The sequence below is a fragment of the Gemmatimonas phototrophica genome, assembly GCF_000695095.2.
Classification (GTDB): Bacteria; Gemmatimonadota; Gemmatimonadetes; order Gemmatimonadales; family Gemmatimonadaceae; genus Gemmatimonas; species Gemmatimonas phototrophica.
Window position 1 is genome coordinate 1687975 of the sequence record NZ_CP011454.1, and the last position, 25586, is coordinate 1713560.

General features: G+C 64.2%; 20 protein-coding genes and 1 tRNA gene. 8 read left to right on the forward strand and 13 right to left on the reverse strand.

Features of this window, described 5'->3' with window-relative positions; all coding sequences use genetic code 11:
• Positions 1-138 precede the first annotated feature (138 nt).
• Positions 139-1749 carry a M20/M25/M40 family metallo-hydrolase gene (locus tag GEMMAAP_RS07010; RefSeq protein ID WP_053334359.1) on the forward strand — a complete coding sequence of 537 codons (1611 nt, stop codon included), beginning with the start codon at positions 139-141 and terminating at the stop codon, positions 1747-1749.
• Here GEMMAAP_RS07010 and GEMMAAP_RS07015 read toward each other — a convergent pair.
• Positions 1703-3664 carry a sensor histidine kinase gene (locus GEMMAAP_RS07015; protein WP_026850393.1) on the reverse strand — a complete coding sequence of 654 codons (1962 nt, stop codon included), beginning with the start codon at positions 3662-3664 and terminating at the stop codon, positions 1703-1705. The two genes, GEMMAAP_RS07010 and GEMMAAP_RS07015, sit on opposite strands and share 47 nt — an antisense overlap.
• A complete protein-coding gene (locus tag GEMMAAP_RS07020; RefSeq protein ID WP_043581354.1) occupies positions 3661-4569 on the reverse strand; it encodes an ABC transporter substrate-binding protein in 909 nt (302 codons plus the stop codon). The genes GEMMAAP_RS07015 and GEMMAAP_RS07020 overlap by 4 nt, the downstream gene beginning before the upstream one ends.
• Before the next feature lie 366 nt (positions 4570-4935).
• Here GEMMAAP_RS07020 and GEMMAAP_RS07025 point away from each other — a divergent pair, with 366 nt between their 5' ends.
• Positions 4936-5322, forward strand: coding sequence for a peptidase associated/transthyretin-like domain-containing protein (locus GEMMAAP_RS07025; RefSeq protein WP_026850395.1), 387 nt, complete (start codon positions 4936-4938; stop codon positions 5320-5322).
• Positions 5323-5356: 34 nt separating this feature from the next.
• Here GEMMAAP_RS07025 and pth read toward each other — a convergent pair whose 3' ends face one another.
• The 3 genes from pth to GEMMAAP_RS07040 form a co-directional block, all read right to left on the reverse strand.
• Positions 5357-5980, reverse strand: coding sequence for an aminoacyl-tRNA hydrolase (pth, locus tag GEMMAAP_RS07030; protein WP_082821135.1), 624 nt, complete (start codon positions 5978-5980; stop codon positions 5357-5359).
• Between the two features lie 42 nt (positions 5981-6022).
• The gene (locus tag GEMMAAP_RS07035; RefSeq protein ID WP_053334360.1) at positions 6023-6652 is read right to left on the reverse strand and encodes a 50S ribosomal protein L25/general stress protein Ctc; all 630 of its coding nucleotides are present in this window, start codon (positions 6650-6652) and stop codon (positions 6023-6025) included.
• A gap of 256 nt (positions 6653-6908) precedes the next feature.
• Positions 6909-7886, reverse strand: a complete 978-nt coding sequence (locus tag GEMMAAP_RS07040) for a ribose-phosphate diphosphokinase (RefSeq protein WP_053334361.1) — start codon at positions 7884-7886, stop codon at positions 6909-6911.
• Between the two features lie 242 nt (positions 7887-8128).
• Between GEMMAAP_RS07040 and GEMMAAP_RS07045 the strand changes: the two genes are divergently transcribed.
• Positions 8129-11332 (forward strand): TonB-dependent receptor, encoded by a 3204-nt coding sequence (locus GEMMAAP_RS07045; RefSeq protein ID WP_053334362.1) that lies wholly within the window; start codon positions 8129-8131, stop codon positions 11330-11332.
• Between the two features lie 135 nt (positions 11333-11467).
• A tRNA-Gln gene (locus GEMMAAP_RS07050) sits at positions 11468-11538 on the forward strand.
• Between the two features lie 41 nt (positions 11539-11579).
• Here the strand turns inward: GEMMAAP_RS07050 and GEMMAAP_RS07055 are convergent.
• On the reverse strand, positions 11580-12545 hold the full coding sequence (locus tag GEMMAAP_RS07055) for an ROK family protein (protein ID WP_053334363.1): 966 nt from the start codon (positions 12543-12545) through the stop codon (positions 11580-11582).
• An 80-nt stretch (positions 12546-12625) separates the two neighbouring features.
• Between GEMMAAP_RS07055 and GEMMAAP_RS07060 the strand changes: the two genes are divergently transcribed.
• Positions 12626-14188, forward strand: a complete 1563-nt coding sequence (locus GEMMAAP_RS07060; protein WP_158514763.1) for a glycoside hydrolase family 10-like protein — start codon at positions 12626-12628, stop codon at positions 14186-14188.
• Between the two features lie 131 nt (positions 14189-14319).
• Here the strand turns inward: GEMMAAP_RS07060 and GEMMAAP_RS07065 are convergent, their stop codons facing one another.
• Entirely contained in the window at positions 14320-15648 is a 1329-nt protein-coding gene (locus GEMMAAP_RS07065) for an MFS transporter (protein ID WP_026850400.1), read from the reverse strand.
• Positions 15617-16498 (reverse strand): hypothetical protein, encoded by an 882-nt coding sequence (locus GEMMAAP_RS07070; RefSeq protein ID WP_026850401.1) that lies wholly within the window; start codon positions 16496-16498, stop codon positions 15617-15619. Before GEMMAAP_RS07070 ends, GEMMAAP_RS07065 begins: the two co-directional genes overlap by 32 nt.
• A 91-nt stretch (positions 16499-16589) precedes the next feature.
• Here GEMMAAP_RS07070 and GEMMAAP_RS07075 point away from each other — a divergent pair, with 91 nt between their 5' ends.
• Positions 16590-17018 carry an acyl-CoA thioesterase gene (locus GEMMAAP_RS07075; protein ID WP_026850402.1) on the forward strand — a complete coding sequence of 143 codons (429 nt, stop codon included), beginning with the start codon at positions 16590-16592 and terminating at the stop codon, positions 17016-17018.
• A 22-nt stretch (positions 17019-17040) separates the two neighbouring features.
• On the opposite strand, the gene GEMMAAP_RS07080 is transcribed toward GEMMAAP_RS07075, so the two are convergent.
• The 5 genes from GEMMAAP_RS07080 to GEMMAAP_RS07100 all read right to left on the reverse strand — a co-directional run bounded on the left by GEMMAAP_RS07080 (position 17041) and on the right by GEMMAAP_RS07100 (position 23868).
• Positions 17041-17538, reverse strand: a complete 498-nt coding sequence (locus GEMMAAP_RS07080) for a hypothetical protein (protein WP_145979037.1) — start codon at positions 17536-17538, stop codon at positions 17041-17043.
• Between the two features lie 79 nt (positions 17539-17617).
• Positions 17618-18973, reverse strand: a complete 1356-nt coding sequence (locus GEMMAAP_RS07085) for an ankyrin repeat domain-containing protein (RefSeq protein ID WP_026850404.1) — start codon at positions 18971-18973, stop codon at positions 17618-17620.
• 5 nt (positions 18974-18978) lie between these two features.
• On the reverse strand, positions 18979-20394 hold the full coding sequence (locus GEMMAAP_RS07090; protein WP_082821137.1) for a serine hydrolase domain-containing protein: 1416 nt from the start codon (positions 20392-20394) through the stop codon (positions 18979-18981).
• 19 nt (positions 20395-20413) lie between these two features.
• Positions 20414-22408, reverse strand: coding sequence for a TonB-dependent receptor (locus GEMMAAP_RS07095; RefSeq protein WP_026850406.1), 1995 nt, complete (start codon positions 22406-22408; stop codon positions 20414-20416).
• A 191-nt stretch (positions 22409-22599) separates the two neighbouring features.
• A complete protein-coding gene (locus GEMMAAP_RS07100; RefSeq protein ID WP_026850407.1) occupies positions 22600-23868 on the reverse strand; it encodes a pyridoxal phosphate-dependent aminotransferase in 1269 nt (422 codons plus the stop codon).
• Between the two features lie 220 nt (positions 23869-24088).
• Between GEMMAAP_RS07100 and GEMMAAP_RS07105 the strand changes: the two genes are divergently transcribed.
• Both GEMMAAP_RS07105 and GEMMAAP_RS07110 read left to right on the forward strand, forming a co-directional pair.
• The gene (locus tag GEMMAAP_RS07105; protein WP_026850408.1) at positions 24089-24982 is read left to right on the forward strand and encodes a sugar phosphate isomerase/epimerase family protein; all 894 of its coding nucleotides are present in this window, start codon (positions 24089-24091) and stop codon (positions 24980-24982) included.
• Positions 24983-24990: 8 nt separating this feature from the next.
• Complete coding sequence (locus GEMMAAP_RS07110; RefSeq protein WP_053334366.1) at positions 24991-25581, forward strand: gluconate 2-dehydrogenase subunit 3 family protein; 591 nt, start codon at positions 24991-24993, stop codon at positions 25579-25581.
• Positions 25582-25586 lie beyond the last annotated feature (5 nt).

The following is a 25586-nucleotide window of genomic DNA, read 5'->3' on the forward strand; positions in this document are numbered from 1 at the left end:
AACACGGGTCGGGGGCTCAGGAGATGGGGGCGGCCCACAGTCGGCAGCCGGAAAAACAGCGGTAGGATTTGCATTCAGAATGCGTCTCCGGCGTACTTTTGTGAACTCCCAACGGTTCCTTCCTTTTTGGTCCCTGCCATGTTCCCACCGCAAATTGCCCGGCGACTGCTCACGGCCGCCACGGTGCTGCTCCCGGCCACCCTGACGGCCCAGACCACCGCCACCTTCCCCACCCCCGACGCGACGCTCGAGCGGATCTGGCGGTTGGGGATGGACAGCTCGCAGGTGCAGCGGCTGGGGCAGGTGCTGCTCGATTCCCTTGGCCCCCGTCTCACCGGCACGGCACGCCAGAAGGCGGCCAATGACTGGTTGGTGTCGTTGTACAAGCAGTGGGGGGTGGAGGGGCGCAACGAACAGACCGGCACCTGGCGCGGCTGGCGGCGCGGACACTCGCATATTGACCTGCTCACGCCGCGGGTGCGTACGCTCGAAGGCACCATGCTGGCTTGGAGCCCGGGTACGAAGCGCAAGGATCTCACGGCGTCTACCATGATTCTCCCGCGCTTTGCCGATAGCACCGAGTTTGTGCGTTGGCTCCCGCAGGCCAAGGGCAAGCTGGTGCTGGTGTCGGCACCGCAGCCCACCTGTCGCCCCACCGACAGCTGGAACGCGAACGCCACCCCGGCCAGCAAGGCGCGCATGGACAGCCTGCGGGCCGACGTGACGCGCGAATGGGGCGGGGCCAACGTGCGTGGTACCGGCTATAGCAACGCGTTGGGCACCGGCAGCCTGGGCGTGCGGCTTGAGCAGGGTGGCGTGGCCGGCGTGATTACGTCGCGCCCCAAGAATGCCTGGGGCACCATTGATGTGTTCGAGACCTACAACACCACGGCGCCGGCCGTGGCCCTCTCGTGCGAAGACTACGGGTTGGTGTTCCGGCTCACGGAGAACAAGCAGGCGCCCACGCTGCGCCTCAACCTCGACGCCGAGCTGCTGGGTGAACAGCCCATCTTCAATACGATCGGCATGATCAAGGGCAGCGAAAAGCCGAACGAATACGTGTTGCTGTCGGCACACTTCGATTCGTTCGATGGCGGCAGTGGCGCGACCGACAACGGCACCGGCTCGCTCACCATGCTGGAAGCGTTCCGGTTGCTCACGCAGGTGTATCCCAAGCCCAAGCGCACCATCATCGTGGGGCATTGGACCGCCGAAGAGCACGGCCTGGTGGGCTCACGGGCGTACACCGAGGATCATCCCGAAGTGGTGCAGGGGCTTCACGCGCTCTTCAATCAGGATGCGGGCACCGGGCGCATTTTGAACATTGGCGCTGGTGGATTGCCCAATGGTGGCGAGCATCTGAAGACGTGGATGGGACGCTTGCCCACCGAGTTCTCCAGTGTGGTGACAGCCCGCATTCCCGGGTCACCGGCTGGTGGTGGCAGCGATGATGCCAGCTTTGCCTGCTATGGCGCCCCCGCCTTTGGCATGGGTGGCACCGGCTGGGAATATGGCAACTACACCTGGCACACCAACCGCGACACATTCGACAAGGTCGTGTGGGATGATCTCAAGCACAACGCGACGTTGGTGGCGATGCTGGCGTACCTCGCGAGCGAAGATGCCACCACCATTACGCGCGAGCGCGCCACCGCCGAACAGATTGCGCCGGGACGCAGTGGGCCTGGCGCGTTTGCGTGGCCTAGCTGCCAGAAGGCGCCGAGGTCGACCAATCCGCGTTTGCGTTGACCGCGTTGGGGCTGGTGCCGGCGAACGGAAGCACGAGAGTGAAAGTGCTTCCCTCGCCGCGGGCGGACCGAACCGCCAGTGCGCCGCCCACCTCACGCATGGATTTGGATACGGAGGCAAGCCCCAGGCCGGTTCCCTTGCCGCGAGGTTTGGTGGTGAAGAACGGTTCGCACAACCGATTCACGGTTTTCGGATCCATGCCTGAACCGTAGTCCTGTACGGCGATCGTGACATACTCGCCATCGTCAAGGACCGCGCCGCCCAACAAGCCGCCTGGAGGTTGCAGGACCCGCTCTACTCGGATCGACACGCGCGGGGGGGCATCGCCGCTGGCGTCACGCGCGTTGGCCACGAGGTTGAGCAATGACTGCAGCAGGTCCGCCGCATCAATGAACACCCAGGCGCGGCTGTCCATGGTCACCACGTCGATGCTGCCGTCACGAACCAATCGACGAAGCAAACGACTGTTGTCGCGCAGCAGCACGGCGGCATCGAGGCGGGCAGGACGCGCATCGCTCTGGCGGGCAATCCCCATCAGGCGACGCGTGAGATCTGCCCCCCGTTCGGCCGCCATGACAATTTCATCGATGTCCGGGGCCGCCTCACAGCGGTCAGGCAAGGCGGCGCGAGCCGACTCCGCGGCGCTCAGGACAATGGTGAGCATATTGTTGAAATCATGGGCCACCGTCCCGGCGACCATACCGATCGCCTCCATCCGGCGCGACTCCACCAGGCGCGCCTCGAGAATGGCTCGTTCCTCGAGTTCAGCTTCCAGTTGCTGGGTCCGTTCTTCGAGACTCGACAAGGTGCCGGCGAGTTCGTCGGTCATACGATTCACATCGCGCCCTAATTGCGTGATCTCGTCATTGGTGCGGTCAATGACCACACGGGCAGTACGGTCACCGCCTGCAATGCGGCGTACCACCACGGCGGTCTCTTCAATGCGTGCTGCGAAACGCCGCCCTATCAGCGCCGAGAGCAGCGCCACTCCAAGCAGCACCCCGCCCGCGTACTTCAGCGTGTTTGTGGCTTCGAGACGCGCTGGGGCGAGGACGTCGGCTTCATCGACGGTCATGGCGACGTACCATGGCACCGTTTTCAGCCGTAACGAGGCTTCTCGAACGATATTGCCGTGCGTCACCATGCGGAAACGCCGCTCGCGAATCCCGCCCGGGAGAATGGTTTCCGACAGCAGCGAGACATTTGGCGGCAGCGAATCCCACGGCTGCGCCGCAGGGGGCACCTTGCCTTTTTGCGGAAGTGGCCAGGCGGCCACCACGGCGCCTGACGTCTCACGCACGCGCATCAGTCCCTGCGCAGCCGTACCGCGAGCCTCTTCGCCGAGTACTTGGGTATAGACGGTCGGTCGGGTGCGGAGCCCCAGCACGGCACGCTGTTCAGCCTTCCGGTTGCGCACGGAGGCCACGAAGGCCGTATTCGCCGCATTCCCCGCACCGGACAGAAAATTGAGAGCGATGGGGTAGGGGAGATCGGCGATGGTGCCGGGCGAACCCGGATCGACGGTATCAGCCGTCGCCAGAATTACCCGGCGTTGATTGTCGATGATGCCAACTTCGGTATTGTGGATGGGATCGAGTCGCACCAGCGCGTACAACGCCTGGAGCGCCCCATTGCGGGCCGTACGATCCCCGTTGGCATAATCCACCAGCAACGGATTCTGCGCGGCTGTACGCACCGCATCAAGACGCGTCGCAACCAGCGCATCCAGGCGTGCGGCGGCGCCGGCGACGCTGGCCGACATGCCGCGTGACGCCTGGTCGGCCAGCAACCGGGTGGTAAACTGATAGTCTCGCCAAGACACGAGGAACACGGCCAAGGCCACGACCGCCACGGCGCTCACTATCACGGTGCGGCGCACGGAGCGGCGTCCGGACAGTACGGGTATTGACGTCATTGCGGCAGGAACTCGGCGGTAATCAGACTCGGCAAGTCCAGCGGTGCCCGCAGCACGCCTATGTCGGCGAGAAACCGCACGTGTTCCGTGGCCGCCTGCAGCAGTCGCGGTTGGCCGTTCGCCCCAAGCAGTTGCCGATTGTCCTCCAGCGACAGCCACCGAAAGCCGCGCACTGGCGGCATGGACAGTACGTCGCGTTTGAGGGCGCGGGCGGCACGTGGGACCACGGAATCGGGCGTTTGCATTACCGAAGTGCCCACTGCAATCACTCGAGCAATCATTTCCCGCACCGCTCCCGGTTTGGTACGCAGCACCTGATCACGGACGGCGACACACTGAATTACGAGCCCGGGTGTTTCGGCGGTGGAGAACAGTGAGCGAAAGGCAGGATCACGCACGCTCGAGAGATAGGGCTCCCACGTTTCGGCGGCGTCAACGGTGCCGTTGCGCAGAGCTTCAGGGACATTCCTGGCGGCGACACTAACAAGCTGCACATCGCTGGTGGAGAGATTGGCCGTGGCCAGCATGCGGCTCACCAACAGTTCCGAAAAGGTACCGGGCCGCACGCCGATCCGTCGTCCCCGCAACTCGGAGATGCTGCCAACGGTCGACCGGGCCACCACCGCATCGGCGCCCCGGGACTCGTCTGTGCATCCGACGATGCGCAGGGACTGCACGGACTGCTGCAGGCGCAACAGGTCGACCAGCGAGGCGGCGATGGCGTCGTGCGCTCCCGCGGCAAAGCGGGCGAAGAGCAGGTCGGAGTCCTCTTCGACCACGACTGCGAGTTCCAGCGTCGACGACTGTTCAAGCGTGGCGATATCGAGCGGATAGAATCCGCCCCACAGTTCATGCGCCAACTCAAGACGGGACGGGGGAGCAGGCGGTGACGCGCAGGAGAGCATTACCCCGAAAAGCGATGTGCCTACTGCGATAGCCCGGAAGGCTCTCGACCGTTGAAACATTGCTGCCGTGACTTGTGTGGACGAACTGGCACCTGCCCTCCCTTCACGGTACCACTGTGTACGCCATTGGTCCATACGGCTCCATTTGTCAGAAATCAGAATGTCGCGCGGGGGTGGGGAGGGCGAACAGGCCAATGCAGGTACTGTTCGGATAGGACTGGCGCCTCGTGGGTTCCGAGAGTCTGTTTCCTCGTGACCCACCCGTTACGCGGGCTCCGACAGCGACGGGCAGGTACCTCCCTTCTTCCGGCTGAGTTCTCTGTGTCGCTGCGCCTTTCCCTCAAGCGGGGGTGTCTTTCGGTCTCGATGAGCGTGTTCGCTCTTGCCGCCTGCTGGTCCACCACCGATCCGGTGCTTACCGCGCAGACAGGCGGTCGAACGATTGTGTACGGACGGGTGGTGGATGGTGACGGCGCCGCCTTGACGTCGATGCGCGTATTTGTGCGGCACCATACGGCCGTCTGCAGTGCCGCGCCAAACGAGTCGGCCACAATGCTCACCGATACCAATGGTCGTTATCGACTGGAGTTGGCTGCGCTGACCACGATTGGCTGCGTGTCGGTCAAGGTTCAACCCACGGCCGCCGGCGGCTTTTCTCCTGATAGCATCATAGGGCTGCGTCCGACGTTCAGGCAGGCCGCGCCCTTGGACAGTATTGCCGTGAATCTCACGCTGCGGGGCGGCATCCAGTAACTCCCCCGCCCGCCGGGGGGGCGACGTACGGCGGTCAGCGCCCCAGGGTGCTGACCGCTTTTTCGGTCCCGTCGGCAATCCACAGTTCCACGGCGGACGTCAAACGGTCGTACAGCCCTTCCACCAGTTCGCGTTCGTCGCGTGGCATGGGGTGCAGCACGAAGTCGGCGAGATCGCCAATCTGGCGCCGTTCATCAATGGGCTTGATGCCAATACGCAGTCGCGGGTAGGCGGCCGTCTTGAGATGCGCTTCAACGCTCTTGAGCCCGTTGTGTCCTCCGGGGCTCCCGGCGGCACGCAGCCGATACTCGCCCAACGGCACGGCGACTTCATCGACCACTACGAGCAGGTCCTGCGCCGCGCTCCAGCCCTCACGCTTGAGATAGCTGCGCAGCACTTCGCCGCTCTTGTTCATGTACGTCTGCGGTTTGACCAGCTTGACCTTCTTGGTGCCCACGAGGCCGGTGGTGCTCACGGCGTCGCCGTCCTTGCGGAACGGCTCAAAGTGCCAGCGGCGCGCAAGATGTTCGACCAGCCACCAGCCCACATTGTGGCGGGTGGCTTCATACTCGCGTCCGGGGTTTCCCAGTCCAACAATGACTTTCATACGGAGGGGCAAACGCGCGGGGCGCGGAATACGCCAGCGTGGAGTGACCATGCTGAACGGACGCCGCGCCCCGCGGATTGAAACGACCGCGAATTACTTCGCGTCGTCGGGCTTGGCCTTGCGGATGAGCTCCGGCTCGGCGGTGCTGGCCGGCGTTTCGGCGGCCTGCTTGGGCTGCTGCACGATGCACACGGTGCTGGTGGCTTCGTCCACGATCTTGATGCCCGCGGGGACCGTGAGGTCGGACACGTGCAACGACTTGCCCACCTTGAGCGACGAGATGTCCACGTCGATGTGGTTCGGGATGTTGCTCGGATCGACCTGGATCTGCAGCTCGTGCATGATCTGATCGAGAATGCCGCCGTCGACACGGACGCCTTCCGGTGTGCCGATGTAGACGATGGGGCACTTCACCATCACCGTTTCACCGGCGACCAGTTCCTGGAAGTCGATGTGCAAGATGGTGCGCTTGAACGGGTGGCGCTGAATTTCGCGAATGAGCGTCCGGGCCGACTTGCCGTCGATGACCAACTCGATGGCGGTGCTGCTCACGGGGATGCTCTTCACCAACTTTTCGGTCTCACGCGCGTTGAGCACGAGCGACTGCGGCTCACGATTGTGACCGTAGATGACCGCGGGAATGTCACCCGCCTGACGGATCTTGCGTGCGGCGCCCTTGCCCGTTTCGGCGCGGACCGTTGCGTTCAGCGTGGCGTTAGCCATGGAAAACCTCAGAGAAAAAGTGGTTCGGGAGTAACCGGAAGTGGTCGTCCCGGCCGGTCGTGCGGTGCTGCATCCTGCTTCCTGCTTCCTGCTCACATCCCAAGTTCTCAGTTCTCAGTTTGAGTTTTCAGTGCTCAGTAGGAGTTTTCAGTTTTCAATTGTTGACTGAGAACTGGAAACTTGAACTGACCACTGAAAACTCCCACTGACCACTAGAAACTTCCTGCATTGTCCACGAGGCCAGTGCTCTCGCCCGTCACTCGAACAGCACACTCACCGACTGATCCGCGTGCGTAAAGCGGATGGCCTTGGCGAGCAAATCCCCCACCGACAGGATCCGCAGCGCATCAAAGCGGCGCTCCGGCGGCAGATTGATGGTATCGGTGACCACGACTTCCTTGATGGGCGCATTGGACAGCCGTTCCACGGCGGGGCCGCTGAAGAGGGCGTGCGTGGCGCACACGTAAATGTCGTTCGCGCCCAGGTTCTTGAGCGCCTTGGCCGCCTCGGAGACCGTACCGGCGGTGTCGATCATGTCGTCGGGAATGAGACAATCCCGCCCTTCCACTTCGCCAACGACGTTCATGACTTCGGCCACATTGGCCTTGGGACGACGCTTGTCGATGATGGCAAAGGTGGCATCGAGCCGCTTGGCAAATCCACGGGCCATCTTGGCCGAACCCACGTCGGGCGCCACCACCACCAGGTCCTTGAGCTCCTTCCGGCGGAAGTAATTCGTGAACACCGGCGCGGCGTACAGGTGGTCCACCGGCACGTCGAAGAAGCCTTGCAGCTGGTGCGCATGGAAATCGAGCCCCAGCACGCGATCGGCGCCGGCGGTCTCGATGAGGTTGGCCATGAGCTTGGCACCAATCGCCACGCGCGGCTGATCTTTGCGGTCCTGGCGCGCGTAGCCGGTGTACGGCAACACGCAGGTCACGCGAGCCGCACTCGCCCGGCGCGCTGCATCAATGAGCAGCAGCAGCTCGAGCATGTTTTCGCCCGGCGGATTGGTGGGCTGCACGACAAAGACGTCGGCGCCACGAATGTTCTCATCGATCCGCACGAACACTTCACCATCGGCGAAGCGGGTGCAGGTCACCTTGCACAGTTCCGTGCCCAGCGAACGGGCGACCTCTTCGGCGAGTGGCCGGTTGGCCGTGCCGGACAGGATCTTGAATCCGCGAGACGAGGACGTAGCGGGAACGTCCGTGGCGGCGGTCAGGGGCGTCATGAGCAAGGAAAAATGGCGACAGGATCAGGCTAGCCTCTCAAGATAGAGGATTCGGGAGTGCTTTGGAACCCAACTCAGCGGTACGAGACATACGTTCCGTAAAGTGGAACAGGGGAAGCGTGACGGTGTTGTCACGCGATTGCGCCACAACAACAGGCAAATGGTGACAGCCGCGGGTGACCCTCCCCGCTTCGTCGGTGGATGTCCCCCCGGCGAATCCCCTCTGCCTTCCCACTGCTCCAATGCTTCCAGATCGTATCCGCCGTTATGCGGTCGCCCTGCTCCTGGCGTCCTCGCCGTTGCCGTTGGCCTGTTTCCCGATCCGTGCCCATGCCCAGGCCACCGAGGGCTTTGTCACGGGCCTGGTGAAGACTGCGGCCGGGGCGCCAGTGGCGGGTGCCACCGTCACCGCCCGCAACGAAGCCACCGGTACCCAGCAATCCCGCACGACCGACGCCCGCGGCCGGTACGTGTTTGCCCAGCTCCCCATTGGCGGGCCCTACACCGTATCCGTTCGCCAACTGGGCTTTCGTCCGGCCCGTCGCACCGGCCTGATGCTCAACCTGGGTGACCGGGTGCCGCTCGACATTACCCTTGAACAGTCGGCGCAGGAGCTCGGGGCGGTGGATGTGCGCGCCGATCGCGAGAACAAGCGCGTGGAACGCGTGGGCGGCAGTGTGGTCGTCACGGAAAAGGAAATCCGCCAGCTCCCCATTCAGGACCGCTCCTTCGCGGACCTCGCCATTTTGGCTCCCACCACCAGCCGGGCTGGTACCGGCGGCATCATTACGTCCAGTTCGTCCATTGCCGGCGGTCGCGTATCGAGTACCGACATTCGCGTAGACGGCGTGCAGGCCAAGAACACGTTGTGGGGAGCCGGGTTCGGTCGTGGCCCGTACTCTCTCTCCGTGGAGGCCGTTCGCGAGTTTGAAGTCGTGACCAACGTGTACGACGTGACGCAGGGCCGCCAAGGCGCTGGCGCCGTCAACGTGGCCACACGCGCTGGTACCAACACCACCACCGGCTCACTCTTCGCCTACAACAGAAATCAGGCGCTCACCAGTAACACCAACTTCCTCGGCCAGCAGATCACCAACTTCGAAAACTGGCAATTTGGTGGTGCCATGGGCGGGGCCATCAAGAAGGACAAGCTTCACTATTTCATTGCCTACGATCGTCAGCAAGTCGACGAACCGTTCAGCACGTTGCAGGTGGATAACGATGCCGATTGGCAGCGCCTGCAGGTCGCTCCCGACTCGGTCACGCGGTTCCTCAACATCCTCACCAGTCAGTATGGACTGCCAGCTGGCCGGCAGGTTGGTACGTTCGATCGCAGCAATGCCTTGAACACCGTGTTCGGGCGATTGGACTGGCAGATCAATGATGCGCACCGTGCCACGCTGCGTACGAGTTATTCCGACTGGATCTACAGCAATTCCATTCCGGATCGCGTGTTGTCGGTGCTGGAGAGTCGTGGTAACCAGGAGTCGAAGGAGCTGCAGGTCATGGGTTCGCTCAAGTCGTCGCTGGGCAACGCCCTCACCAACGACCTGCGGCTCGCATATACCAACCGCAACCTGCAAAACGTCCCCAACACCCGCTTGCCGCGGGCGTGGGTGAATGTGTCGTCCACCCTTCCCACTGGCAGCACCGGGACGAATCAGATTCTGCAATTCGGCGGGCAGCGCACCAGCCCGGAACTGCAAACGGAAGAGTCGTATCAGCTCGTGAATGTGTTGCGCTGGGACCGCGAGAAGAGCGCGATCACGGTGGGTACCGACCACTCGCTCAACAACCTGTCGATGTTCGTGTCCATCGAGACCGACGGGTTGTTCCAGTTCCCCAACCTCGCAGCTCTTGAAGCCCGTCGCCCTTCGAGCTTTGCGCGTCTGGTGCCGTTGCAGAATCTGGAGCCGCGCATGCGGCAATGGGTGTACGACGGTGGGGCCTACGTGCAGGGTGAGTACCGCCTGCGTCCCAACCTGAACCTGACCGGCGGGTTGCGGGCCGACCTGTCGGCGTTCCTGACAGCAGCCAATCGCAACGAGCAGGTGGAACAGGCCTTTGGCCGTCGCACCGATGTGAAGCCCACCGACTTTGCCATTCAGCCGCGTGCGCAGCTGACGTGGACCCCCGGTGAGGCCGGCACCAATCTGGTACGTGTGGGTAGCGGCATGTTTACCGCGCAGCCGCATTACATGGTGCAGATCAATCACATGCTCAACGACGGCTCGCAGCTCGCCGATGTGCTGCTCACGGGCGCGGCAGTGCCCACGCCGGACTTTGTGTCGTATCGGCAGTCGTTTGCCAACGTGCCGGGCATTCCGCAGGGGAGCAGCCAACGTCCGGCGTACATCAACATGTTCGACGATGACTTCAAGGTGCCGCGCACCTGGAAGTCGGACATTGCGTACCAGCGTCGTCTGTTCGATGGCAATCTGACGCTTGGTGCGTCGGCGCAGTACGCGCATACGTCAGATCTGTACCGGTACGTCGACCTGAACCTTCGCCCCTCGCCGGAGTTCACGCTGGCCAACGAAGCGGGGCGCGGCGTCTTTGTGCCGGCGTCTGCCATTACGGCGACCGGTGGTCGCAACCCGGTGCTGGCCCGCCCGTTCGCAAACTTCCAGCGTGTGCTTGAGCTCCGCAGCGATGCGGCGCAACACCAGAAGGCATTTGTGGTGGATGGTGCCCTGCGTCTGCCGCGTGGAGGATCGCTCTCCGGCTCCTTCACGTGGAACGAAACGCGCGACAACAGCTCCTTCAACTGCTGCATCGCCATTACGTCGGTGTTCACGCCGGTGCCCAGCGATCCCCGCAATCCCAGCTGGGGAGCCAGCTCGAACGACTTCCGGCATAAGCTGGTGTTGTACGGCGCCACGCCTGAGGTGTGGGGGTTCCAGTTCAGTGCCCGCATCATTGGCCAGTCGGGCTCGCCGTGGTCGGCGACGGTGGCGCAGGATATCAACGGCGACGACGTGGGCGCCGGCAGCTCCTTCGGCAACCAGAACGACCTGGCGTTCATCTTCAATCCGTCCACACCGGGGCTGCGAAAGGGGTTCGCCGATTCGCTGCAGCTGGTCTACGACAACCCGGCCAACATTGGCGGAGCGTACCTGCGTGACAACGTGGGGCGCATTGCCGATCGTAATACGATCCGCAATCCGTTCGTCACCCAGATTGACGTGCGACTCACCCAGAAGTTGCCGGCCGTGCGTGGTCAGCGCGCGCTGCTCACGCTCGATGTCTTCAATGCGGCGTCGCTCATCAACCACAATTGGGGCGGCATCCGGGCGGTGCCAGGTGCCAGCCAGACGCTGCTCAACGTGATTGGCTTTGACCAGACCAGCCGCGAGTACCGCTACCGCGTGAACCCGAACTTCGGCCGGACGGTCAAGCAGGGGAATCGGTACCAGATGCAGCTGGGCGTTCGCTACGAGTTCTGAGGCCCGGCGCGCGTGCCGGGGCGATACGGCGGGGGGCAAACAGGATTGTCCCCCGCCGTAGTCGCCCGATCATCTGCCGCCGCCCCCTCCCACCGGCCAGCCGCGTTCTGTAGTTTGCACGCTGCACGACCTGCTGGCCTATCGTATAACGGCTATTACCCCGGCCTTTGAAGCCGGTGATCTTGGTTCGATTCCAAGTGGGCCTATCGCCCGCCGGTCCCCCGGCGGGCGTAGTGTTTTCCGGGGGTCAGGCAGAGGCAGGGCCGGCGGGCCACAGCCACGCGGCGCCCCGCACGCCGCTGGAATCCCCGTGGCGATTGGGCACAATGCGGGTGGTAATGCTGTCGGAGAACACCCACGGCGTCACTTCGCGTTCGAGCTCGGCGGCCAGCCCCTCGGTGTTGGAGAGCCCACCGCCCAGCACAATCACATCAGGGTCGAGCACGTTGATGATGGTCGCCAGGCTGCGGGCGGCCCGGTGCACCAGCCGGGTCCGTGTGGCTACCGCGTACGGTTCGCCGTGCAATGCCGCCGTCATAATGTCCGGGGCACTCAGCGCTTCACCGTAGTGCCGGGCATGGTCGGCCACGACGCCGGGGCCGGAGATCCACGTTTCGATGCACCCGTGCTTTCCGCAGTAGCAGGGCGGCCCGTGCACCTCGCCATGCTGTGGCCAGGGGAGGGGATTGTGCCCCCATTCGCCGCCAATGAGGTTGTGTCCAGTGAGGACCTGCCCGTTGATGACAATGCCGCCCCCAACGCCCGTCCCCATAATGACCCCGAAGACGACCGCCGCCCCGGCCGCGGCACCATCGGCCGCTTCGGAGAGTGCAAAACAGTTGGCGTCGTTCTGAATACGCACTTCGCGGCCCAGCGCGGTGGCGAGATCGGACTGCAGCGGCTGCCCAATGAGCCAGGTGGAGTTGGCGTTTTTTACCAGCCCGGTGTGCGGCACCACGGTGCCGGGAATACCCAGTCCCACCGATCCACGGTGTCCCAGCGTGCGCTCGATGTCATGAACGAGCGTGGTAATGGCATGGATGGTGCCCTGGTAGTCGCGCGGCGTGGGGATGCGCTGCCGCGCGACCACGGTGCCTTCGTGATCGAGAGCGACCGCTTCGATTTTGGTACCGCCCAGATCAATGCCAATGCGCAGGCGATGATGCAGATGCGATGGGACTACGGGCAGTGAGGGACCAGTCGAATGTGCCATGCGCGCGATGTTGCACGTGGAACGTCGCTGTGGCAAGAGGGGCGCGTGCGCGCTCCCCGTGCGGTCGGATACATTGGAGCATGCCTACTGACGCTCCCCGTGACGTGGTGAAGACGCTGTCAACGAACGCGCGCCGACTGCTGGCCCGTGGCTCTCTACTGCTCGCCATGGCCTGTGGCGGTGATGGGCCAACGGAGCCTGTGGTGACACCACCACCTCCCCCGCCGCCGACCCCTGTGGCGTTTACGGTGCCTGCCATTGCGCGTGAGTTCCGCGGGATGTGGATTGCCACCGTCGCCAATATTGACTGGCCGTCGCGCACGGGGCTTACACCGGCGCAGCAGCAGGCCGAGTTGGGGCTGTTGCTGGATGTGGCGCAGCAGACAGGACTCAACGCCGTCGTGCTGCAGGTGCGCGCCGCCGGTGATGCCATTTACCCGTCGTCGCTGGAGCCGTGGTCACGCATTTTCAATGGCACGCAGGGGGCCAACCCGGGCTATGACCCACTGGCTTTTGCCGTGCAGCAGGCGCGTTTGCGTGGCATCGAACTGCATGCGTGGTTCAATCCATTCCGGGCCGGCAACCTGCGCGATACGCTCACGCTGGCGCCGCAGCATCTGGCGGTGCGCCGTCCTGACCTGGTGCGCAAGTGCGGGCAGCTCTGGTTTGACCCGGGTGAGCAGGCGGTGCAGGATCACGCCATTGCGGTCATGCGCGATGTGGTGACGCGCTACGACGTGGACGCGGTGCACATTGACGACTTTTTCTATCCGTATCCGGATACCTGCACGAACTTTCCGGACAGTGTGACCTTCCGGCGCTACCAGCAGGGCGGGGGCGCGCTGTCGCTCGGTGACTGGCGACGCGACAATGTGAATCGCTTCGTGGAGCGCATGTACACCGAAGTGCACGACGCCTCACCTATGGCCCGTGTGGGGGTGAGCCCGTTTGGCATTTGGCGTCCGGGCAATCCGGCGGGCATTGTGGGGCTCGATGCGTACACCAGCATTTATGCCGACTCACGCAAGTGGCTGCAGAGCGGCTGGGTAGACTATTTCGCGCCGCAATTATACTGGAGTATTGCCAGTACGGGACAGAGTTTTCCGGCGCTGCTGGGGTGGTGGGCGCAGCAAAACACGCAGCGGCGGCATCTATGGCCCGGGCTCGCGAGTTATCGCATCAACACCGACCCGGGGCCGTTCTCGTCTGCCGAAATCCCCTCCCAGGTGGCGCTCATTCGTGAGGCCGCCGCGGTGGCCGGCGGTGCCACCGGGAGCATTCTGTACAATGGGTCCAGCGTGCGCACCAATCGCGGGGGCTTTGCCAGCACCCTTGCCGGCGGGCTCTATGCCGGCGGAGCCATTCCGCCCGCTACCACGTGGCTCGACGCCACCGCCCCAGCCACTCCGTCGCTGTCGGTTGTGCCCTCCGGCAGCACCCTGAGCGTCACCATGTCCCCCAATGGCAGCGACACGTGGTGGTTTCTGCTGCGCTGGCGCACGACCAGCGGCACCTGGCAGCAACGACTCATGCCGTCTACCCAACGCGCCACAGACCTGCCCGCGGCCAACATAGACGGAGTAGTGCTCACGGCAATAGACAGAGCGGGAAACGCCAGTGGGAATGCAGTTGTGCAGCGGTAACTGCGTTATGGAAGAAAGCGTTATGGGTTATCGGGTCACCGGGTAACCGCGGTTGCTGTTCCGCCGTTACTCGGTGACCCGATAACCCATAACGCCCTTATCCATGACGTTGTTACCGCGCTTAACTGCGGTTACTCGGACATGTGTCCTAGTTTCGAGCTCTCCGTCATGGTCACGTACACGAGCAGGCTCGCCACAATGCAGGCGGTCACGTAGTAGTAGAACCACGATTCGTGCCCGATGTTCTTGAAGTAGAGCGCGATGTACTCGGCGGTGCCGCCAAACAGCGCGACGGTCACGGCGTACGGGAAGCCGACGCCCAGCGCGCGGATACTGGTGGGAAAAAGCTCGGCTTTCACCACCGCATTGATGGCGGTGTAGCCACTCACCGCGGTGAGCGCGGCCAGCAGCAGCCAGATGGCGCCGCTGACACTGGTGGTGGTTTCGAGGGCGCGGAAGAGCGGAATGGTGCCCAGGGAGCCCAGCACGCCAAAGGCGGTGAGCACGGGGCGGCGGCCAATGCGATCGCTTAGCGCGCCCACAATTGGCTGCAGGCACAGGTACACCAGGAGCGTGACGGCGTTGATGAAAGTGGCCTGCTGCGCCGTGAAGCCCACCGTGTTTACCAGAAACTTCTGCGCGTACGTGGTGAAGGTGTAGAAGGCCACCGTGCCACCAGCCGTGAGCCCCACCACCGTGAGTACGGCGCGCGGGTGCTCCATGAGTCCACGAATGGTGGCCGCCGCACTGGCCGCAGGGCGCGCGGCGCGGTCTTTCTCGAAGTCGGTGGTTTCTTCCATGCTGCGCCGTAGCCAGATGGCCACGACGGCGCACAGCGCCCCAATCACGAATGGAATGCGCCACCCCCAGGCCTCAAGCTCCGGCTTGGTGAGATAACGCTGCAACACCAGCAACACCGCCAAGGCAATGAGCTGGCCGCCAATGAGTGTGACGTACTGAAAGCTGGACCAGAAGCCGCGGTGCTTCTGGCCGGCCATCTCGCTGAGGTAGGTGGCGCTGGCGCCGTACTCGCCCCCCACGCTCAGCCCCTGCAGCAGCCGGGCCAGCAACAGCAGCGCAGGGGCCAGCAGGCCAATGCTGGCATAACTCGGCGTAATGGCAATAAGCAGCGAGCCGCCGCACATGAGCATCACGCTGAACGTGAGGGCCGCCTTGCGGCCATGACGATCGGCGTAGCGGCCCATCACCCAGCCGCCTATGGGGCGCATGAAGAAGCCCACCGCAAATACGGCGGCCGTATTCAGCAGCTGGGCCGTCTGGCTGGCGGGCGGAAAGAAGCTTTTGGCGAAGTAGAGAGAGAACGCCGAGTAGGCATACCAGTCGTACCATTCGACCAGGTTGCCAATGGAGCCCCCTACAATGGAGCGCAGCCGTGAAGCGGTGGATTTGGAAGATGCCGTGTTCATCTCAGCGGCGTCCCCGCGTTGGGCCCTGCCCATCGATGGTCCGGGCGAGCAACTGCAGCAGATCGTCTTCGGTTTTCACACCAGGCACGTCCTCCATCTCGATCACGTAGCCATGCCGTTCGGCAATGGCTTCGTATAGCGGGTTCCGATGGGCCAGCAGCTGTTCAAAGCCCCACACGGCAAAGTCATCAGGGTCCACCAGTTCGTCGTCGGCGATGTCCATCTTCACCTTGTACTCTCCCCACTTCTGTTCGAGAAAGACCGGGTTGTAGTACATGGGTTTGGGATGCTTGCGAAAGCGGTCCACCAGCATGCGCGTATGCTCGGCCGTTCCGCGGATATACACCAACATGGTGTGCTGTGAAAGGCACTGCAGCACCGGATCGTGCGCATCCTCCACATCCACCACTTCGCACAAGCTGCCACCGGAGTCGCACACGAAGTGCGCGTAGCCATAAATGTCCGTGGCGCGGTCGATGAACTCCGGCACGTCGAGCAAGGCGCGGATCTCGGCTTGTCGGTGCTGGGCCTGACGCCGACGGTATTCGTCAAAACCGATCCCCCCCTGCGCCTCGTTGCCTGGCTTGCCGAGGTACGTGGAGAGGGGGCTCAGATTCTCGAAGGAGATATTGGAGCGAATGTAGATGGAATCGGAGCGCAGGAGCTGCCGCAGAAACGGCACCTTCATGGCTTCGCGCTTGAAGTTGTCGACGATGTGCTCGCCCATATACCGCGTGCCAATGCGGTAATCGACCGAGTACTGGAACCAGTCGTGCTTCTGGAGCAGGCCGGCAAGGGTGGTTTTGCCCACCCCGGACATACCAAAGAAGGTGACGGCGTGGGACGGCTGTTCGCGCAGGGCGCGGCCCGAGGGGAATCGCATGTCGCTAAATTCCGCCCCGAACCCGGGTTACTCAACCCCCGGGGCCCAGAATGTCGCCCGGTGGCGGCACCCGCCTTCTTTATGTCCCGCCATGTCCTTCGCCAAACACGGCCTGCAGGTCTTCGACCTTCCCGTCACGATTGTCCCCGCCGACATCGATGACAACAACCACGTGAACAACGTGGTGTATCTGAAGTGGATCTTCGATGTGGCCCTCGAGCACTGGAACGTGAGCGCGTCACCGGAGATGAAGGCGACCTACGGCTGGGTGGCCACCCGTCACGAAATCGACTATCGCCGCGAGGCGGTCATGGGCGATCCCATTGTGGCGCGCACCTGGATTGGGGCGGTGGACTCGCGGCGCTTTGAGCGGCTCACCGAGATCGTGCGCACCAGTGACGACCATGTGCTGTGCCGCGGACGGTCGCTGTGGACGCTGCTGGCCCGCGACACGGGTCGCATTACACGCATCCCACCCGATATGGTGGAGCTGTTCGCGGCGTATATGCATCCGGGGTGATGGCGTGCAGGGGGCCGGCGGGCTAGAAGCGCAGCGCCACCGTAAGCGGGTGAACGCGGGCCTTTCCAATGGAACGCACCCACGCCAATCCGGACAGCTCCACGTGCACATCGACGCCGCGCAGGGTGCCACGTACGCCGGCACCGGCACGCACCCCGCCAAGGAGACCGGGAAACCCGTCTTCCCCGCTGGGCACCAGGAGCTGCAGCCCCAAACCGGCCAGCATGTAGGGGCGCCAGTCGTCCGCTGCCGCTACGCCAAGCCACGAATAGCCGACACCGACGCCGGTGAGGCTTTCGCGCGCCGTCGGTACCGTGCGGTCCTGCAGTCGGTACCCCTCAACATCCAACCGATACGCGCTGCCACCACGATCGGGCCAGCGCGTGGCCACGCCAAGGCGCACCGTGGGCCCCGCACGATATTCACGCAGCCCGGACCCGGCCGGGACCATCACCCCAACGGCGAATTCGTAGTCATGGCCGGCCGGCCGGTCCGTTTGCGCCGCCGCGGATGGCGCCATGCTACTGACAAGGAGAAGCGTTACACACACTACGTCAATCACATGGTAACGCATGACGTGCTCCAGCATACGGGGACGTTCAGTCCGTACTTCGACGCAACAAGCGATCAATCGCGTCGTAGCCGGTCGGCAGCGCAACACCATCGCGCTCCGCACCGGCTTTGAGTAGTACGTCAACCGACGTAGGACGTCGCGCGTCTTGCCAGTGCGATCGCACGCACGCATCTACCGCACGCATGAGCGGTGTGCGTCCATCCCCGTCCGTGGCATTCACGTCGGCACCGGCCTCCACCAGTTGCCGCACCACACTATGCTGGGCACGCCACGCGGCCACGTGCAGCGGCGTGCTCGCCGGAGCAATGCCCCAGTAGCCATCGCCCTCTTCCCAGCGCACATCCACCGTGGGAGCGAGCTGCAGCAGCACGCCCAGCGGAGCGAGCGCGCCGTTGCCGGCGCACCGCCCCGTGAATGCGGGCAGCTGCGCCATGAAGGCCTCACGGTCCTGGCCGTTTGCCGCCAACCGCGCACGCACGCCAGGAAAGTCCCCCAGTGTGCAGTCCACCGCTACGGCATCCACTCCCTGCTGCGGCAGCTCCACTCCACGCTCGGCGAAGAGCTGCAGCACATCAGTGCGACCGTGCCACGCGGCCAGAGAGAGCGCACTCTGACCGTTCAATGAGAGATGCGGATCACCGCCCGCTTCAAACATGGCTTCCACAATCGCGAGATCGTTGTCGCGCAGCAGCGCCTGCATGAACGGGGTGCGAGGCCACGGGCCAGAAGCGTTAGGGTCCACTCCGCGCTGCAACAGTTGCACGACCCCTGCGTAGTCGTGCCAGTCGGCTTTGCGCAACAGCATGGTGGCCAGACTGTCTGGCGTGAGTGCTGTAGGCCCCGCGAGCAACGCCGCCACCACACCGGCGGCGTACTGCTCTGCTGCGTGGTACGGCACTTCGCCGTCGTTGGGATTGGCGCCGTGTTCGAGCAGCAACGCCGTAAGCGGCGCACAGAAGGCCACGCCGGCGGCTCCGTACAGCACGCTTTCGTGTTGCGGGTCCGGTGAGTGACTGCGGTCGAGGAAACCCGTATTGGCCGACGCCCCCGCCTCGAGCAGCACACGCGCGGTGGTGACAAAATCGTCCGCACGTGCCCGATCATCGCGCAGCCAGCGGGAAAAACAGCACCAGGTCAGCGCATCCCACTGGTGCGGGCCACCGCGTTCCGACACAAGCGAAGGGTTGTTCGCGAGCAGGTCACGCACCACGGTGGCGTGGCCACTCACGGCCGCGGCAAACAGACTGACTGTCGGTAGCTCAGGATGCGCTGCCAGCAGTTCCTGTGCGTCGTGCAACGCGCCGGAGGCATGGCCACCAACGAGCGGAACAGACGAGGCCTGCAGATAAGCGTCGAGGAGCGCCGCCTTATCCGGCCCCATGTCGCTCACAGTTTGCGGGCCAGCGCGCGTGAGCCGTTGTAGACGTACACCACCTTGCCGTTCTCGGTGCGCGTGTAAAGACGCTGCGGACCCACCACCAATTCAGATGGCGACGCGGCCTTTACGGGCAATGAGGCAGCCCCCTGTTTCATGACCAGCGCGCCATTGAGCTCCGCAAACTCCACCGTAACCGGACCCATGGCGTAGGTCCCAACCAGTGCGGCCCGTTCCGCTGTCGTGAGGTCACGTGGCGCCGCAGGCGTTGCGCGGGCCAACGGTGCGCCCATCACCAGCTCGAGAGCTTTGCGCTCAATTACGCTGTTGCCGCTGCCTGGACCGTTGGCCAGTACGACCACGGCCACCTTGCGATCGGGGAGCATGACGAGGCTGGAGTTGTAGCCGTTGATGGCGCCCCCATGCGTCCACACGCGTTCGGGCTTCCCGTTCACGCGTGCCGTGCCCACCACCAGTCCGTAGCCGTACATGGCCGAATCAAGGCCGCTGCCGCCCGGATGCGGTACATATCCGGTGGTGACGCGACGTACCACGCCTCGCGGCAATACGTCGGCGCCATCAATCGTCCCGCCGTTCATCATCGCAATGGTGTAGCGCGCCAGTTCCGGAGCGGAGGAGAAGAGAAAACCGGCGGCCCACTGCGCGGTGTTCTCGGTCATGGGACGGACCACCGTCATGTTGCCGCCGGCGTTGGGACCCATGTGTCCCATGGCTATGGGCCACGTGAGCGCTTCCAGCGGCTTGAAGGTGCTGAGACGCATGCCCAACGGGCGAAGCACATTGGATTCGACGAGTGAAGCAAAACGCTGCTTGCCCGCCATTTCGCCCACATACCCCGCCATGCTGATGCTGGGGTTGGAATAGGAGAAGGTGCGTCCCGCACCGGTGAAGAACAGCGTATCCCCCACCTCGCGCATCACTTCACCCAAGGCGCCTTCGCCCATACGTCCATACGCTACGGCGTTATCAATCCAGCCGGCGTTGTGCGTCATGAGTTGCTGCGTGGTTACGGCGCCCACTTGCTTGCCGGCCAGCGACGGCACATAGCGGCTGATGGGCTGCTCCATGTCGAGCAGATTCTTTTCGATCAATGCGGCCAGCATGGTGCCGGTGAACATCTTGGTCACCGACCCCACCCGCAGCAGCATATCCGCGTGCATGGGCTGTTTAGTGTCTACGTTGGCCAGCCCGTAGCCCTTGGCATAAGCCAACTGACCGTTCACCACGACCGCCACCGTCACGCCGGGCGATTTGGAGGTGGCAATGGCCGCGTTGGCCACGGAGTCCAGCGCAGGAGCCCAGGCGGGTACGGACTGTGCCACAGCCGAGGGGGCCATGGCGCTGGAGAGCAGAACGGCAACAACGGCGGTGGCGCGACCGGCGCGCAAAGTATGGGGTGCGGGCATGGCTGGATTCTACCGTCGTTTACAGGTCGGCGCTGAGGCGAAGCACCAGGGTGCGTCCGGCCGCATTGGCAAACTCCTTGTACCTCGACATGAAGTCACGGTAGCGCGCATTGGTCAGATTGCGCACACTCAGGTCAATGTGCACCAGCCCGCGCGGGGTAAGCCGGCTGAAGCCCGCCCCGGCGTGCAGCACCGCCCATGGCGGCGGCGCGAAGTCATCGCGAAAGGTGCGGGTCTGTCGGGCGTTCCACTCGCCCGAGAGCGAGAGCGAGCGGCCCGGTCCCTTTTCATCCCAACGCACCGTCCCCATGGTGCGGAAGGGAGGCACAAAGGGAAGGGCACTGCGGTCGGCGGTATTGGTGGCCCGTACCATGTCGGTGCTGCTGCTCGCGCTGAAGCCCCGCGCCAGCGGGATCGTGAAGGCGGCTTCCACCCCAACCAGGCGCGCGTTCCCCTGCCGTACTTCGAGGGAATCCAGGGCGCGCCCCGGGAGTCCCACCGGGGCGAGGTAGATGTAGTCGCGAATGCGATTCACGTAGCCAGTGACTTCACCGGAGACCCGTGCGGTACGCAGGCGCACGCCGAGGTCGGTGTTCGCACTCGTTTCCACTCGCAGGTCGGCGCGGCCAATTTCAAAGGCCCGTGTGCCCTCGTGAAAGCCGTTGGCAAAGAGGTCGCTGGCACTGGGGGCGCGGAATCCACGGGCCACGTTGAACGCGACGGACACGGGAGCGGTGGCCTTGTACACGGCCCCCATGGTACCGGTGGCGGCGTTGAAGGCGCGCGAGGTGGGCGCCAGCTGTAGCACCGGATTCCCAGGGGTACTCAGCGTGCGCCAGTCGTAACGGGCGCCTCCCGACAACGACCAGTCGCCCAGGGTGCGCTGCTCCAGCAGATATACACCAGTGGATTGCGTGCGATTGTCGGGAATGAGCGTTTCGTTGCCAAACGTTCGGAACTGTGTGGACTGCACTGCAGTGCCAATCACGCCGGTAAAGCCGGCCCACGGTGCGTGATGCCAATGCGCGAAGGCAGTGGCCGTGCGCGACCGCAGTCCCAGCGTGACGTCGGGGGTGGTGGCGCCATCAAATTCGGCGCGACGATTGTCTTCGTAGCCGGCCTGCAGCTGCAGCCGTTGCGCACCGCGTTTCACGTTGCTCTCGATGGTGAGCCGCTGCGTGCGAATACGCTGCCGGCCATCGTATCCTGGCGCGGTGAGCGGATCGTCGGCAATGCGAATGGTTTCGTCGCGCGTGGAGGCGGTGACTTCCAGATCGTGCTGCGGCGCGTGCCACCCGGTGGTGGCTTCGAGGTAGCCGGTCACGTTGCCGGTGTTGAATACGGTGCCGGTGGGGGTACGCAAATCGTCGGCCCGTCGGCCGGTGCCGGAGAGACGCCAGCCGAACGCACCGCGCGCGCCTTCACCCACGAGGGTAGCCGACGGGGCAAGATTGGCCGAGTTGTAGGCCAACGACATGCGCCCGCGCACCACATTCTGCGGCCCTTCGGCGCTGGGCAACCGGCGGCGCACCACGTTCACCACACCGCCCAGCGCATCACTGCCGTAGAGCACACTGGCCGGCCCTTTCACCACTTCCAGCCGTTCGGCGTCGGCGCTCTCCACGTTGGGCGAGTGGTCGTGTCCCCATTGCTGCGTCTCAGTGCGCTGCCCATTGGCGAGCGTGACCACCCGGTTATTGGTGAGCCCGCGAATGACCGGCTTACCAATACCGGTGGTCATGGAGAGCGACCGCACGCCGGGGATGAGTTCGAGCGTTTCGCCCAGCGAGGCCCCCTGGCTTCGGCGCAGTTGGGCGCCGGCCAGCTGCGCGGTGGGCTGCGCAATGCGCCGGGCGTCGGTGGCCACCGCGGTGGCCGTGACCTGCATGGTGGGGAGGGCGCGCGCCGAGTCGGCGGCCGGTGGTTTAGCCGGTGCGGGGCGGGGGGGCTGCGGTAGCGGCTGCCCCATCCCGGCGGCACAGATGAGGCAAAAGGCAATGATCGTGCTGGACATAAACAAAGTTTAGGTAATCCTAAACTTTGACGCAAGCGACCCCAGCTAATGAGAAGTGCTAATCCGTTCAAATCAGCTCAATCCGGAAAATCCGTGGCCCGGCTCGGCCGGCTCCGGGACCGTGCGGCAAAGCCGCACCACGGATGACACGAATTGAACGGAATTTCGCGGATTGACTTCCGCGAAGGCGCTTAGCGTGCCCGGGCGACCATGGCTTGGAGTCGTCCAACGGCGTCCGTTACGGACACTTCGTCCGGCCCAAACGAAAAGCGCAGATACTGACGGAAGCGCGACGTATGGTCGGCCCGGCGCTTGCCCGGATTGATATCAAAGAAGCTGCCGGGCACGCTAATGACCTTTTCGTGCAGCGCCGCCTCAAAGAACGTTTCGCCGTCGTTGAGTGGCGCGGGGAGGCTGGCCACATTCGCCCATACGTAGAAGCCGCCGTCGGGCTCGTGTTCCACCGTGAGACCGGCCGCGCGCAGGCCGTCCACCAGAATGCGGCGCTTCTTGGCAAAGGCTTCGTGAATGGCCACCACTTCCTGACGGGCACGGGTGGGCTCCAGCAGCGTGCAGGCGGCTTCCTGCAGTGGCCGGTTGCCACCGCCATCCAGGAAACTGCCGGCGCTGGTGGCGGCCTCAATGACACTGGCCGGACCCACAATCCAGCTCAGGCGCCATCCGGGGCAGCGCCAGCCTTTCGTGAGGCCGTCGAGAATGACCACCGGGTCACTGTTCACATCTTCCACGAACTCGGCTGCGCTCACTGTGGCGCCTTCCACCAGCCCCTCATCCCACAGGTAGTGGGAATAGAACTCGTCGAGAATGAGCGTGCACTTGAGCTCACGCGCTTCGTGCACCCACGCCGCCAGTGCACTGCCGCGCAAGACGCGCCCCGTGGGGTTGGCCGGGTTAGAGAGCAGCAGCGCGCCCAGCCCGCGACCGGTAATCTCGCGCCGCAGGTTCTTGGTGCTGAGCGCGTAGCCCGCTTCGGGTTCCAGCAAGAGCGGAATGGCGCTAAACGTTCCGAAGATTTCGAGCAGCTCTTCGTAGGCCGTGTAGTCGGGGAGCACATGTCCGAGGTTCACGTTGCCCAGCGAGGCCACCACGCGCGTGAGCGATGACCGACCACCGCCGCAGATGCACACATTCTCCGGGCCGTACTGACTCGCTTTGCCCTGGCGGTAGCGGGCGTTGTACAAGTTGGCGACCGCTTTGCGCAGCGCGTCAATGCCACCCACCGGCGCGTACTCATAGTCGTCGGCACTGATGGTGACATCAGTGGGGCGCGGCGGCGATCCCGGGAGGGGGCCCGTTTCGGGCTGCCCTTGCCCCAGGTTGCACCACCCCGGTGCACCGGCGCGGAAGCCCTGCTCCCGGGCACGATCCATGACATAGATGACGCCCGTGCGCGGCACAGGGCGGAAACCAGGAACGGGGGCGGCATTGGGTTCGGTCATAACGCAATATAGAGGCAGCACGCGGGCTCAGTAGAACTGACGACTCAAAACTCCAACTCAAAACTCACCACTCGTCGCGGGGCTGAGGAGTCATGAGTCTTGAGTTGGAGTTATGAGTGGTGAGTTCAAGTTCTGAGTGGTAAGTATTCCCGCCGCGATGTACGCGTTGGTTCGGCACCAGGGCGCTTACCAATCGCCAGCCCCGACTTCAATATCCCCCATGCATCGACGCGAATTCCTCCGCTATAGCGGCCTGGGCGTGGCTACCTGGGCCACGGGTACGGGCATCTCCTGGGCAGCCCCCATGCAGGTCGGGTGCGCGGCCATTACCTGGGGTGGCAACGACCCGGCGGCCATTGCCGATATTGCCGCCGCCGGGTATCCCGGGATTCAACTACGGGCGTCGGCGGTACAGCGCTGGCGTGAAACGCCAGAGGTGCTCAAGGCCCTGCTGGCTCAGCATCGCCTCGCGTTTCCGGTACTCTCCAGCGGGAGTGTGCCCTTTGAGGCGGCGCGACTGGCGGATGCGGTGGCGCTCCATGTGCAGCAAGCACGATTTGCCCGAGCTACGGGCTGCACGTTCCTGCAGGTCACCGACGAACGGCCGCGCAACTCCACCCCGGTGCCCGACGACTACGCCCGCATGGGCCGTGCCCTCTCCGACATTGGCGCCCGCGTCGCCGATGAAGGCGTGACGCTCGTCTACCACAATCACATGAACGCGCTGGGCGAGCGCCCCGACGAAGTGGCGCGCATTCTCGACGCCGCCAAAACGGACCATGTGAAGCTGCTGCTCGATGTCGCCCACTGGCAGGCCGCTGGAGGCGATCCGGTGGCTGCGGTATCACAATACGCGTCGCGCATTGCCGTCGTGCATCTCAAGGATCTGGAGCGGCCCGCTCCGGGCGGATCCGCTACGTCGTACCGCTTTCGTGAACTCGGCGCGGGGCGCGTCAATCTGCCCGGCGTGCTCGCGGCACTCAACACAACGGGCTTTGGCGGCTGGGGCATTGTGGAGCTGGATGGTGTACCCGATCCCGCCCAGTCACCTCGTTACTACGCCGAAGGCTCTCGCCGCTATCTCGAAACGCACAACGTGCGCGTCACGCGCTAGGAGTCGGCATGGAACGACGCGAACTCCTGCAGCTGGTCATGTCTACCGGCGCGTTGGCAACGCTGCAGCAGCTGTCGGTAGACGACGTGGCCGCCTTTGGCGAACAGGTGCATCGCGCCGCCGCCTCACTCGCCAACACCGCTGACAGTCAGCGCGCGTGGGCCGTGCTCACCGCCGCACAGGCTCGCACGGTGCAGGTGATGGCCGAGGACATCATTCCGCGCACCAGTACCCCTGGTGCGACCGATGCCAACGTCACCGCGTTCATTGATCGCATGTTGGCCGAATGGTACACAGCAGCTGAGCGCGATGTGGTGTTGCAGGGACTTCCCGTGTTGAATACCCGCGCCGTGGCCATGGGAGGAGCGTCATATGTGGCGCTGCCCGCCGCTCGCCGGGTGGCGTTGCTGGAAGCGCTCGACGGCGAAGTGACGGCGCTACGCCGTAGCAACGGTGCGGCCGCCAATGCACACTGGTTCAGCACCATCAAGTATCTCACGGTGTTTGGCTACTGCACGTCGGAGCCGGGTATGAGCAAGCACCTGGACGCCTGGCCCCTCACCGGGCGCTACGATGGCAATGCCCCCGTGCGGAACTGAACTGA